The 13,128-nt window shown below is 30.8% G+C and carries 13 protein-coding genes; 6 read left to right on the forward strand and 7 right to left on the reverse strand.

What is annotated here, in order from left to right:
* Positions 1–29: 29 nt before the first annotated feature.
* The 3 genes from Lupro_RS06885 to Lupro_RS06895 all read right to left on the reverse strand — a co-directional run bounded on the left by Lupro_RS06885 (position 30) and on the right by Lupro_RS06895 (position 3,514).
* A complete protein-coding gene (locus Lupro_RS06885; protein ID WP_068207806.1) occupies positions 30–1,316 on the reverse strand; it encodes an amidohydrolase in 1,287 nt (428 codons plus the stop codon).
* An 85-nt stretch (positions 1,317–1,401) separates the two neighbouring features.
* On the reverse strand, positions 1,402–1,713 hold the full coding sequence (locus Lupro_RS06890; protein ID WP_068207810.1) for a rhodanese-like domain-containing protein: 312 nt from the start codon (positions 1,711–1,713) through the stop codon (positions 1,402–1,404).
* A gap of 67 nt (positions 1,714–1,780) precedes the next feature.
* Positions 1,781–3,514, reverse strand: coding sequence for an aromatic amino acid hydroxylase (locus tag Lupro_RS06895; RefSeq protein WP_068207813.1), 1,734 nt, complete (start codon positions 3,512–3,514; stop codon positions 1,781–1,783).
* A gap of 231 nt (positions 3,515–3,745) precedes the next feature.
* On the opposite strand from Lupro_RS06895, the gene gpmI reads away from it, so the two are divergent.
* Complete coding sequence (gene gpmI, locus Lupro_RS06900; protein WP_068207815.1) at positions 3,746–5,263, forward strand: 2,3-bisphosphoglycerate-independent phosphoglycerate mutase; 1,518 nt, start codon at positions 3,746–3,748, stop codon at positions 5,261–5,263.
* Positions 5,264–5,297: 34 nt separating this feature from the next.
* A complete protein-coding gene (locus Lupro_RS06905) occupies positions 5,298–5,825 on the forward strand; it encodes a thioredoxin family protein (RefSeq protein WP_068207818.1) in 528 nt (175 codons plus the stop codon).
* 75 nt (positions 5,826–5,900) lie between these two features.
* Here the strand turns inward: Lupro_RS06905 and Lupro_RS06910 are convergent, their stop codons facing one another.
* The gene (locus Lupro_RS06910; protein ID WP_068207820.1) at positions 5,901–7,169 is read right to left on the reverse strand and encodes an acetyl-CoA hydrolase/transferase family protein; all 1,269 of its coding nucleotides are present in this window, start codon (positions 7,167–7,169) and stop codon (positions 5,901–5,903) included.
* Between the two features lie 163 nt (positions 7,170–7,332).
* Between Lupro_RS06910 and map the strand changes: the two genes are divergently transcribed.
* Genes map through Lupro_RS06925 form a run of 3 tightly spaced genes read left to right on the forward strand, consistent with a single transcriptional unit; the run spans position 7,333 to position 9,242 of the window.
* Positions 7,333–8,151 (forward strand): type I methionyl aminopeptidase, encoded by an 819-nt coding sequence (gene map, locus Lupro_RS06915; RefSeq protein ID WP_068207823.1) that lies wholly within the window; start codon positions 7,333–7,335, stop codon positions 8,149–8,151.
* A gap of 3 nt (positions 8,152–8,154) precedes the next feature.
* A complete protein-coding gene (locus Lupro_RS06920; RefSeq protein ID WP_068207826.1) occupies positions 8,155–8,475 on the forward strand; it encodes a cupin domain-containing protein in 321 nt (106 codons plus the stop codon).
* 2 nt (positions 8,476–8,477) lie between these two features.
* On the forward strand, positions 8,478–9,242 hold the full coding sequence (locus tag Lupro_RS06925) for a class I SAM-dependent methyltransferase (protein ID WP_068207830.1): 765 nt from the start codon (positions 8,478–8,480) through the stop codon (positions 9,240–9,242).
* Here Lupro_RS06925 and Lupro_RS06930 read toward each other — a convergent pair whose 3' ends face one another.
* On the reverse strand, positions 9,243–10,229 hold the full coding sequence (locus Lupro_RS06930; protein WP_068207833.1) for an FAD:protein FMN transferase: 987 nt from the start codon (positions 10,227–10,229) through the stop codon (positions 9,243–9,245).
* Between the two features lie 138 nt (positions 10,230–10,367).
* Between Lupro_RS06930 and Lupro_RS06935 the strand changes: the two genes are divergently transcribed.
* The gene (locus tag Lupro_RS06935) at positions 10,368–11,210 is read left to right on the forward strand and encodes an OmpA/MotB family protein (RefSeq protein ID WP_068207836.1); all 843 of its coding nucleotides are present in this window, start codon (positions 10,368–10,370) and stop codon (positions 11,208–11,210) included.
* Positions 11,211–11,369: 159 nt separating this feature from the next.
* On the opposite strand, the gene Lupro_RS06940 is transcribed toward Lupro_RS06935, so the two are convergent.
* Together Lupro_RS06940 and nqrF are read right to left on the reverse strand one after the other, a co-directional pair.
* The gene (locus tag Lupro_RS06940; RefSeq protein WP_068207839.1) at positions 11,370–11,747 is read right to left on the reverse strand and encodes a Na(+)-translocating NADH-quinone reductase subunit F; all 378 of its coding nucleotides are present in this window, start codon (positions 11,745–11,747) and stop codon (positions 11,370–11,372) included.
* Between the two features lie 68 nt (positions 11,748–11,815).
* A complete protein-coding gene (gene nqrF, locus Lupro_RS06945; protein ID WP_068211507.1) occupies positions 11,816–13,126 on the reverse strand; it encodes an NADH:ubiquinone reductase (Na(+)-transporting) subunit F in 1,311 nt (436 codons plus the stop codon).
* Positions 13,127–13,128: the final 2 nt, after the last annotated feature.

Raw genomic sequence — 13,128 nt, forward strand, 5'->3', positions numbered from 1 at the left:
CTCTCTAAAAAATGTTATATTTAGCCTAATTATTTAGGGTTTTGGTTTAAATAATCTAAGGTTAAATTTACAAAAGCTTCTACTCCTAACTTGAAGCCACTTTCATCTATAAAAAAATCTGGAGTATGGTGTGATGCCGTATTTTCAATTGATACATCAAGTGGTTTTCCTCCTAAGAAAAAATAAAACCCTGGAATCTCTTTTTGGTAAAATGAAAAATCTTCAGCTCCAGTAACTGCATTAATTAATTTAACATTGTTTTTTCCAGCTGCTTTTTGCAATGAAGGTAACATTTCGTTTACTAAATTCACATCATTATATGTAATAGGGTATCCCTTATCAATCTCAATAGTAGCTGTAGCTCCAAATGCTTCAGCAATTGCAGGTACTCGCCTAGTAATCTCTTTATTTAACTTCTTTTGCATATCGTAATCTAACGTTCTAATTGTTCCAATCATTTCAACCTCTTCAGGGATAATATTACTTCGTACACCTCCACGAATTAAACCCACGGTAATAACAGCTGCTTCTTTAGTTAACTCAGTACCTCTACTAATAATTGTTTGTAAACCATTTATTATTTGAGCTGAAATAACAATAGGGTCTATCCCTTCCCAAGGTCTAGATCCATGCGCTTGTTTCCCTTTAACTTTTATTGTAAAACTTTGGGCTGCAGCCATAATTCCTGCTGGTTTATATGTTATTATACCTACATTGGTAATAGCACTTATATGCAAGCCGAAAATGGCATCAACATCCGGATTTTTAAGTACTCCTTCTTCAACCATAAGCTCAGCACCTCCTCTTTCTCCTTTGGGAGCTCCTTCTTCTGCAGGTTGAAAAATAAACTTTACTGTTCCTCTTATTTCATCTTTAATTTTGGTGAGTACTTCAGCTGTTCCCATTAAAATGGCAATATGTGAATCATGCCCACAAGCATGCATTACTCCTGTTTCAATTCCATTATAAGTACTTGTTACTTTAGAAGCAAACGCAACTGGCGTTCTCTCTGTTACAGGTAAAGCATCTATGTCAGCTCTTAATGCAACAACAGCACCTGGTTTTCCTCCTCTTAATATGCCAACAACTCCTGTATGAGCAACATTTGTTTGCACCTCTAACCCCAAGCTTTTCAAATATTTTGCTATTTTTTCAGCCGTTTTGAATTCTCTATTCGACAATTCAGGGTGTTGATGAAAATCTCTTCTCCATTCAATTACTTTAGGCTCAATGTTAGTAATTAGTTTATTAATTTTTTTGTTTTGTGCATTAAGCGCAGCAGAAATTAAAAATAATAGTATCGTTAAATTTTTCATAAATTAAGTTAATTAGGCGCTAAATATAATAAAAAAAGAGAAGTTTTACTTCTCTTTTTCCAATCAATGATTTTTGAATAAATAACTATTTTATAAACTTTTCAACATGCTGCCATGGGCCTCCATTAATAATATCAATCCCCTGCTTACTTAAAAAAGCTGTTGCTTGTCCGCTCCTTGCTCCACTTCTACAAACAGCTATTATCTTTTTATTTAAATCTTTTATTTCTTTAATAGTATTTGGTATACTATTTAACACTATATTTTTAGAGCCTTTTACATGTCCTTCTCTAAACTCTTCTGGAGTTCTAACATCAATAACAATAGCCCCTTCTTTAATATATTTTTCAATTATTTCATTATTATTACCACCTCCAAATAATCCAAAAAAACTCATTTTTCAATTTTTTAATTAATGTGCAAAGTTAATTGATTCGTAATTAATTTTAGTAACATTAGTCACTTTATTTTTTGAGTAATTGAATTCCGCTAGCTATTAGGTTTTGATATTCTAACTGATTATTCAAGTAATTTAAAACCTCTTTCTCTAAAGTTATTTTTGAATTTAAAATTAATTCATAAACCTCTAATGCGAGTAACCATTCTGTAGGATAATCTTCTTTTAAAGTTAAGAATATTTGTTCTGATTTTTCAATATTTATAATTTCTTTTTTACGCATTTCTGCAATTTGTTTGTATAATTTATGAAGTTTTAATTCAGGTTCAGAATACTTAATTCTATGTGTTTTTTTAGTAGAAATTTTACTTTTATTCTTGAACGAATTTATTGATGCAGGTCCAGCATAGGCCGAAATTATTTTCTCTCCTACCGCCATATCATAAACTCCCCAATCAGGTTTAAATAAAATGGTTTGGTTATGTGTTACTGTACAATTTTTAAAGGAAATCAATATAATTTTACCTTGTAAATCTCTTTTCCCGGTAATTACCTCACCTTCAACTTTAATATTCCCTTCAAAAAGTAACGTTGTTTTTTTACCTTCATAAATTCCGTAGACTTCTAAATCTTTGGGAAACATATCTTCAATAGCCAAATTAATACCTTTTAATTTACCTAACGGGCTTCCAAAACCTTCGGTATGATATGAAATTCCATGACCTATTAATTCCTTATCTCTGCTAGCCAATGCTGTTGCTCCAACAGTTTGAAAATAAACGGGTTTGTTTTCATCAACAATAACATTTGTAAAAACACCCGAAATTTGTATTCCTGTACTCAATTCTATTGTGCCTAAATTTTTAGATTGTATTAATTTTTGAATTCCTTTAAGCCCTCCTGTTCGTAAAGCCATTTTATTGGCAAACTCTTCTAAAATATAACTTAAGTATGCGAAATTTGGTGTTACAAACAGTTGTGGTTGGGGTTTTGTAATATCAAAGTTTTGCAAAGCGGCTTCAATACTATATGGTATTTTCTTTACTTTATTTGTTAAACAATACCTACTTTCATTAATTGAAGAAAGCAACCCTGCTCCATAAATTTTTGGGTTATTAACATCACCTATCAACCCATATTCTACGGTCCACCAATGTAAATTTCTAATTTGTGCCATTTCAGAAAGTTCTCCCATATTATTTTGCAATGCTTCAACTTTATTTTGAGCGCTTTTAATTTTTTCTTCTGAAGAATTTGGGTCTTCTTTTAAAATAGAAAGTAAACGAATAGCTTCATACATTTCAAAATCTTTAGCTGAAGAAATTGCTTTAGAACCAATTTCTCCAAATCTTCTTAAATACTCAGCATATTCAGGATTTGCAATAATTGGTGCGTGTCCTGCAGCTTCATGAATAATATCGGGTGCAGGTGTATATTCAATGTGTTCTAATGTTCTTATATCTGAAGCAATTACCAACACATTATATGCCTGAAATTCCATAAAAGCATTTGGAGGTATAAAACCATCAACAGAAACAGCTGCCCAGCCAATATCTTTCAAAATACGGTTCATGCCTTCCATTTTTGGAATACTTTCTTCAGATATTCCTGCTTTTTTTAATCCCTCTATATACGATTTATCTGCTACTTTACTTAAAAAATCAATATTTACCCGCATCACATACCTCCAAACAGCTTGGTTTTGAGCCGTATAGTTTGCATATGGTTGCTTAACTATAAACTTATGCAGGTGTTTTGGTAACCTTTTTGTAATTTTATTAAATTTTATAGTTTCAGTCATTCTACTTAATATTTTAGGTCTGAAAGTTACAATTTTTAAAAATTTAGCCTTTAGGTTTAAAAAGTACAAAAAGTAAACCAATTATTCTATTAATAAAGACATAGAAAAATCTCCTGTTTTTAATTTTTCCCCGCAATCGTTTTAGTAATTTTAACAGGAATTAAACAATATTTATAAAAGTCAAAAGCGAATACTTCGTATCTTTGACATTCAAAACAAATAGATATTCTGATGAACAAGAAAGTGATTTTGATGATTTTAGATGGTTGGGGAATAACCCAAATCCCTGAAGTTTCAGCAATTTTTAATGCAAAAACTAGTTTTATTGACAGCCTGTACAATAAATACCCAAATGCTAGCTTAAGAACCGATGGAGAATTTGTGGGCTTACCTAAAGGACAAATGGGAAACAGCGAAGTGGGACATATGAATTTAGGTGCGGGTAGAATTGTTTATCAAAACCTAGTTAAAATTAATTTAGCAGTTAAAAATAAAACATTAGGAAAAGAAAAAGTGTTGTTAGACGCGCTCTCTTATGCTAAAAAAAATAATAAAAATGTTCATTTGTTAGGATTGGTATCTGATGGAGGAATTCACTCTCATATAAATCATTTAAAAGCGCTATTAGAGGTTGCAAATGAAAATAATGTGAAAAATGTGTATTTGCATGCTTTTACAGATGGAAGAGATTGCGATCCAAAATCTGGAAAATATTTCATCAATGATATTCAACAACACATGCAAAAAACAACTGGAGAATTGGCTTCAATTACTGGTCGTTATTATGCTATGGATCGTGATAATAGATGGGAGCGTATTAAAATAGCGTATGATGCCTTGGTAAATGCTAAAGGTAAAAAATCTACAAATGCTGTAGAAAGTATTGAAGAAAGTTATAAAAATAACATAACAGATGAGTTTATTATGCCAATAATTATGGCAGATGAAAATGGCGCTCCAAAAGCACAAATTAAAGCAGATGATGTTGTCATTTATTTTAATTACAGAACAGATAGAGGAAGAGAACTTACTGAAGCTCTAACCCAAAATAATTTTCCTGAATTTGATATGAAAATGATGCCTTTGTATTACGTTACAATGACAAACTACGATGAATCATTCAAAAATATTAAAGTTATTTACAATACTGATAATTTAGTTGACACCCTTGGTGAAGTTTTAGCAAAAGCACATAAAAAACAAATTAGAATAGCTGAAACAGAAAAATATCCACACGTAACTTTTTTCTTTTCTGGAGGAAGAGAAACTAAATTTGAAGGTGAAAAACGAATATTAATTCCATCACCTAAAGTAGCTACTTACGATTTAAAGCCAGAGATGAGTGCCTATGAAATTAAGGATGCAATTATTCCTGAATTGGATAAAAAAGAAGTTGATTTTGTATGTCTAAATTTTGCTAACGGCGATATGGTTGGTCATACAGGGGTTATGGAAGCCGCAATTAAAGCTTGTGAAGCTGTTGATAAATGTGTTGAAGATGTTGTAACAAGTGCTTTAAAAAATAACTACACAACAATTATTATTGCAGATCACGGTAATTGTGAAACTATGATAAACCCTGATGGAACTCCAAATACAGCTCATACAACAAACCCTGTGCCCATTGTTTTGGTTGATAAAGAGCTCAAACATATTAATGATGGAATTTTAGCCGATATTGCACCTACCATTTTAAAATTAATGGGAATTGATCAACCAAAATTAATGACACAACACTCTTTGATATAATTTTGTACTTTTATCAAAATTTAAATTTATTCAAATGAAAAAAATACTCTTAGGTGTTATTTTAGTAACTAGTATTGGTTGTCTAGCACAAAAAAAAGAAACATCGGTAACAAAAGATGAGGAAGGAAACTTAATTGGAAATGTAAATAAAGCAAATTTTCTGCAAGAACCTTATACCGATTGGTTTAGTCCAAATTATAACAACTATAAAACAAACAAAGAAACTATAAACAAGTTAAAACCTTTGTTAAAAGGTATTAGCATAAAAGCTTTTATGGGAACTTGGTGTAGTGATAGTCAAGAACAAACGCCTGCCTTTTATAAAATTTTAGATGAAGTTGGGTTTAACTACAAAAATTTAGAATTGGTTGCTGTAAATAGAGATAGAGAAACACCTAATAATTTACAAAAAGGTTATGATGTTGAAAGAGTTCCTACTTTAATTTTTTATAAAGATGGAAAAGAAATAGGTAGGTTTGTAGAATTTCCTAGAGAAACAGTAGAGAGTGATATTTTAAAAATTGTAAGCGGAAAACCTTACAAACATTCATACGAAGATTAACTAATTTAATATTTAAAAAAACCGATATTTAATAATTGAATATCGGCTTTTTCGTCTTTGGGCTATATTTTTCTTTTATTTTGGAGCCTCAAAATATTCTCTTTCAATATGTTCTCTGTGATCTGGATGTGCAATTTTAATCAGTGCAGTTAAGCGTTGTTTTATAGTTTTTCCATATAAATTAGCAACTCCATACTCTGTTACAATATACTGTACATGTGCTCTTGTGGTTACCACACCGGCTCCAGGGTTTAAAAAAGGAACAATTCTACTAATCCCATTTTTTGTGGTGGAAGGCATTGCAATAATTGCTTTCCCTCCTTCACTTAAAGAAGCACCTCTAATAAAATCCATCTGTCCACCAACACCTGAATACAATCTAGTACCAATTGAATCTGCACAAACTTGACCAGATAAATCAACTTGAATTGCAGAATTTATAGCTACCATTTTTGGGTTTTTTCTAATATTGGCAACATCATTAACATAATCACATGAACGCATTTCTATATATGGATTATCATCAACATAATCGTACAATCGTTTTGAGCCCATTAAAAATGTGGTTAATGCTCTTCCGGCATTAATTCCTTTATAATTCCCATTAATTACATCATTCAAAATTAAATCAATAACTCCATCTGAAAACATTTCAGTATGTAAACCTAAATCTTTATGATTCTTTAATCTAGATAACACTGCATTTGGTATAGATCCTATTCCCATTTGAAGTGTACTTCTATCTTCAATAAGTTCAGCAATATGGTCACCTATTTTATTTTCAACTTTATTTGGTGTAGGCAAAATAAATTCAGGAATTGGTCTATCTACCTCAACAAAGGTATCTAATTCAGAAATATGAATAATTCCTTCTCCATGTACACGTGGCATTTGTTCATTAATTAAAGCAATAACATGTTTGGCACTTGAAATAGCCGCTAAAATAGCTTCAACCGAAACACCTAAAGAGCAATACCCATGCCTATCGGGCTTAGAAACTTGAATTAAAGCCACATCTAATGGTAAAATATTTCTTTTAAACAGCAGCGGTACTTCACTCAAAAACACAGGTGTATAGGATCCATTGCCTTCTTTTATTGTATGACGTACATTGCTACCTATAAAAAATGAATTTATGTGAAAACTATCTTTATATTTTGGATTTGCATAAGGTGTTTCACCTTCTAAATGTAAGTGGCAAACTTCAACATCTCTTAGCTCTTCATGTCTTTCAGTCATAGCATTTATCAATTCTTGAGGAACAGAAGCTGCCGCTTGAATATAAACCCTATCGTTCGATTTTATAACTTTTACAGCCTCTTCAGCCGTTACTGCTTTATACATAATTTACAATTTAAATTATGCTGCAAATTTACAAATGATTTTCAGTAAAAATCCTGCTAAAAATCAGTTTTTAAAAAGATCTTATTGTTAATTTTAAAGCCGCTTTTTAAGCTTTGTAATTATTATTTTTAAATTACCTTTGCATCCTAAATTTCAGGATTATATGATACTCACTAAAACTCGTGAAGAAATTGAATTAATGCGCGAAAGCGCACTCATCGTTTCAAAAACTTTAGGAATGCTTGCCAAAGAAGTAAAACCTGGAGTTTCTACTTTGTATTTAGATAAATTAGCTGAAGAATTTATAAGAGACCACCAGGCAATACCTGGTTTTTTAGGGCTTTATGATTTCCCTAATACCTTATGTATGAGCCCAAACGCTCAGGTAGTTCATGGCATTCCAAATAATAAGCCAATGGAAGAAGGCGATATTATTTCAATTGATTGTGGTGCCTTAAAAAATGGTTTTTATGGTGATCACGCTTATACTTTTGAAGTTGGAGAAGTTGCTGCAGAAACCAAAAAATTATTACAAATCACAAAGGAAAGTTTGTACGTAGGTATCCGTGAATTTAAAATAGGCAATAGAGTTGGAGATGTTGGTTTTGCGATTCAAAATTACTGTGAAAAACAGGGTTATGGAATTGTAAGAGAATTGGTAGGCCATGGATTAGGCCATGAAATGCACGAAGATCCGGAGATGCCTAATTATGGTAGAAGAGGAAAAGGTAAGAAATTTATTGAAGGAATGGTAGTTGCCATTGAGCCAATGGTAAATTTAGGAACTCATAAGATAACTCAACTTAAAGATGGTTGGACTATTTTAACTAAAGATGGTAAGCCTAGTGCTCATTTTGAACACGATGTTGCTCTTGTAAATGGTAAACCTGAATTACTCTCAACATTTAAATATATTTATGAAGCTCTGGGAATTGAAAATAATGAAGAAGAAGGTTTAAGACAACAAGATTTAGTTTTATAATTTATGTTTAAATATATTTCGAAAATTAAGCAAAAAGAAATAATAGAAGGCTTTAAAGGGCGTTTTTTTCATACTGATAGTTTTACCATTGCTTTTTGGGAAATTGAAAAAGGAGCCATTTTACCTGAACATTCTCACATTCACGAACAAACAACTCAAGTAATTGAAGGCACACTTGAAATGACTGTTCATGGCAAAACTCAAGTTTTAGAATCGGGCATGATTATTAACATTCCATCAAATGTAAAACACAGTGGTAAGGCATTAACAACTTGTAAATTAACTGACACCTTTTGCCCTGTTAGAGAAGATTATAAAATTTAATTTTGAAAAGGTTTTTTAAATTTATATTAAATACTATTCCTCGTCCAATGCTAATTAAAATTAGTTATTGGGCTCGTCCTCTAATTTCCTTTTATTTAAAAGGAACAACCTATACGGACCCTATAGACAATAAAAGTTTTAGAAAATTTTTACCCTATGGTTATGGAGTACAAAGGTTAAATGCTTTGTCACCAAGTACTTTTTCTTTAGAACGTCATAGACTACTATGGCTATATTTAAAAAATGAAACAGCTTTTTTTACTTCAGCAAAAAAAGTACTTCATATAGCGCCTGAACAATGCTTTTTAAAACAATTTAAAGCACAAGGTAATTTAAATTATATTACAGCCGATTTAAATTCTCCAATTGCAGATGTTAAAGCTGACATTTGCAATTTACCCTTTAAAGAAAACACTTTTGATGTTATTCTTTGCAATCATGTTTTAGAACACATTGAAAATGACAAAAAAGCAATGAGTGAGTTATTTAGAGTTTTAAAACCTGGAGGCATGGGGATTTTTCAAGTTCCTCAAGATTTAAATAGAGAGAAAACATATGAAGATTTAACAATTACTTCACCTAAAGAACGTGCCAAACACTTTGGACAATATGACCATGTACGTGTTTATGGAAGAGATTATTTTGATAAATTAAGAGCCGTTGGATTTATTGTACGTGAAATTGATTACTCCAATACTCTCCCAAATAATTTAATTAAAAAATATTGCTTGGTAAAAGGTGAAATTTTACCAGTTTGTATTAAATAATTAACTATTGAAATTTGCTGACTTAAACGTTTTTATTTTTCCATTTTCATCAACATAAATTAAAAATGCTTTTAATTCTGTATGTTCTTTTAAAAATTTTGTTGCTTTCTCAAATCCCATAGCCATAAAAGCCGTGGCATATCCATCTACATCAGCACAATCAGATTTTGAAATTACAGAAGCACTTAACAAGTTACTTGGAGTTGCATAACCTGTTTTTGTATTTATTGTATGCACAAATTTAACACCATTAGCTGAAATTCTATATTTTCTGTAGTTTCCTGAAGTTGCCATAGATTCATTATGTAATTGAACCGCTGTTGCAAAAGAACGTGTACCGTCAAAGTTTGGCTCTTCAATTGCTATTCTCCAAAATTCATTATTTTGATTAACACCTCTTGCTCTAATTTCACCTCCAATTTCTACCATATAATTTTTAATATGGTTTCTTTCAAAAAGCCTTCCAACAACATCAACTAAGTATCCTTTGGCTATCGCATTAAAATCAAAATATATCTCAGGGTATAATTTTTTTATTTTTTTATTAAGCATACTAACCTTATCAAATCCAACAAATTGTAAGAGGTCTTTAATTTTTATAGAATCCAAATTACGAATAGGTTTTCCAGGTCCAAAACCCCAAGCATTTACCAAAATTCCTATTGTTGGATCAAAATCTCCGTTTGTTTCTGAATAAATTTTAGCCGATTTTAAAAACACTTCTTCAAAAATATCATCAACTACAATGGTAGTATCTCCTTTATTAATTTTAGAAATATCAGAAGTTGGAATATACGTTGAAACAGATTTATTAACTACGGTAATTAAACTATCAATTTTAGCGTCAAACTTTCTGTTACTTGTATCTAAATAGCGAATTGAAAATGTGGTGCCTAAAGCTGTTCCTTTTAAAATTTTTAAATTTTCTTGTTTATTATTGCAAGAGAATATTGAAAATATTAAAAGAACTAATAACTTATTTTTCATTGTAAACTTTTATTAAAATTTAATTTCACAAAGTTAACATTTATAAATATCATAAAATATTTATAAATTATAATTTAAAACGGTAAATTTTAAACTTCTTTTTTTAACTTTGCTTTTAGTCTAAAGCATTTTTAAATTATGAAAAAATTAGTTGTATTAATTATTGTAACATCGGTGATGTTAAGTTCATGTGTATCTCAAAAAAAATACACTGAATTAGAAGGAAATTTCAATAAAAAAAATCAGGAGTTAGTGGATGCTAAAGCTGACTTAATGAAATGTAGAATTGAAAACGAAGGTAAAATTACCTCACTTGAACAACAGGTAATTGATTTAAGGAAGGATAAAGAAAAAACATTAGAATATGTTGATAATTTAACTGTACTATCTAAATCTGCTTCAGAGAACATTAAAGAAACGCTATCTCAAATGGGTAAAAAAGATGAGTACATTAAATACATTCAAAAAGCAATTACCCGCAAAGACTCTATTAATTTAGCTCTAGGGTTTAAATTAAAAAGCGTGCTAAAAGAAGGGTTTAGTGATGAAGATATACAAGTTGATGTTGAAAAAACAGTTGTATATATTTCTATAGCAGATAAATTATTATTTAAGAGTGGTAGTTCAACCATTTCTAACAATGCAAAAAAAGTATTAGGTAAAGTTGCTGAAGTAATTGCAGCACAACCAGAATTAGAAGTTATGGTTGAAGGTTATACCGATAATAAAAAAGTTATTAAAAACTCAAGTATTAAAGATAACTGGGATTTAAGTGTTAAGCGTTCTACAGCTGTAATTAGAGTATTGCAAAACGATTTTAACATTGAGCCAAGTCGTTTGGTTGCCGCTGGAAGAAGTGAATATAAACCTTTAGAGAGTAACGATACGGTTGAGGGTAGAGCTAGAAACAGAAGAACAAGAATTGTTTTAATGCCTAAACTAGATCAGTTTTTCAATTTATTAGAAAGTAAGGTTGAGTAATAACCTTATTATTTATTACATAAAAAGAGGCTGTCTGAAAAGCAATTATACTTGTCATTTTGAACAAAGTGAAAAATACCAACACCTTGATATATAAGTGTTTAATTTCAAAGAGATTCTTCATTTACATTCAGAATGACACTTTTTAGACAGCCTCTTTTAGTTTAATTGAACATCTATAAATTGCAAACCATCATACTGCAATAAATATTCTTCATTTAAAGTTGGTGGTTTTGATTTATTGTTCACAGCACCTAACCCAACACCTGCAAATATAATTTTAGCGTTATTTTTTTGTGCATGATTTTTAAAAGTTTCCATCCAAATAACATCATAAGTTATTGGATTGTCAGAAATACCTATTGCTTTTACTAGAACAAAATAGCGTATATTATTCTTATCAACACAAACATATTGTGGATGCTTCTTTAATTTGCTATTAATGGCAATAAATTCATAACCTTTTGCTTGCAAATCTTTCCCTACAATATTCATTGCCAGATTATGTAATTCTTGTTTTGTAAGTGGTCTACTCATAATAAAAAGTTATAAAAAAATCCGATACAAAAATATCGGATTTTAATTCATATGTATGTATTTTTAGTTTATCCACCAAAATCATCAAATCTAATATTCTCATCTGGCATTCCAAAATCTTGACCCATTTTCTGAACAGCTTTATTCATTAATGGAGGTCCACAAAAATACAATTCAATATCTTCTGGAGCTTCGTGTTTAGATAAATACTCGTCTATTACCGCTTGGTGAACAAATCCCGTAAATCCATCGCCTTCAGTATCATTCACATCTTTTTTATTTACCCAGTTATCTTCTGGAGCAGGTTCAGATAGCACAACATAAAATTTAAAATTATCAAATTCATTTTCTAATTCATGGAAATGTTTTAAATAAAATAATTCGCGTTTAGAACGACCTCCATACCAATAGGTTACTTTCCTTTTAGTTTTTAAAGTTTTAAACAAGTGATATAAGTGTGAACGCATTGGAGCCATACCTGCACCTCCACCAACATACAACATTTCAGCATCAGATTCATTTATAAAGAATTCACCGTAAGGCCCAGAAATTACTACTTTGTCACCCGGTTTACGAGAAAAAATGTACGATGAAGCGATACCTGGATTTACATCCATCCAAGCATTTTTAGTTCTATCCCAAGGTGGTGTTGCTACACGAACATTTAGCATAATTTCTCTTCCTTCAGCAGGATAAGACGCCATTGAATAAGCACGTTCAACTGGTTCTTGGTTAACCATTTTAAGTGACCATAAACCAAATTTATCCCATTCTAATTTAAATTTATCAGGTGTTTCATGCTCTTCTGGATGAGCCGTAATATCAATATCAGAGAAATTTACTTCACAAGCTGGAATTTCAATTTGAATATATCCACCAGCTTTATAACCCATATCTTCAGGAATTTCAACAACAAATTCCTTAATAAAGGATGCTACATTATAATTTCTAACAACTGTACCTTCCCATTTTTTAATACCAAAAACTTCTTCAGGAATAGAAATATCCATATCCTGTTTAACTTTTACCTGACAGGCCAAACGAATACCGTCTTGCAATTGTTTTCTTGTAAAATTAGGTATTTCTGTAGGTAATGCTTCTCCTCCTCCAGAGTGTACATAGCATTCGCATTGAAGACAAGTTCCTCCTCCTCCACAAGCTGACGGCAGAAATATTTTTTCGTTACTCAACGTAGTTAATAGAGTGCTTCCTGAAGCTACTTCAATTTCTTTCTCTCCATTAATTTTAATTTTGACAGGTCCTGAAGGTGATAGTTTTTGTTTTACAAACAATAATAAAGCAACTAGCAATAGTGTTAAAACTAAAAATGCTACTACTGTTGCTACAATTGTACCTAAGGTATTTGCTGCTAATATAATCA

The sequence above is a fragment of the Lutibacter profundi genome (genome assembly GCF_001543325.1).
Classification (GTDB): domain Bacteria; phylum Bacteroidota; class Bacteroidia; order Flavobacteriales; family Flavobacteriaceae; genus Lutibacter; species Lutibacter profundi.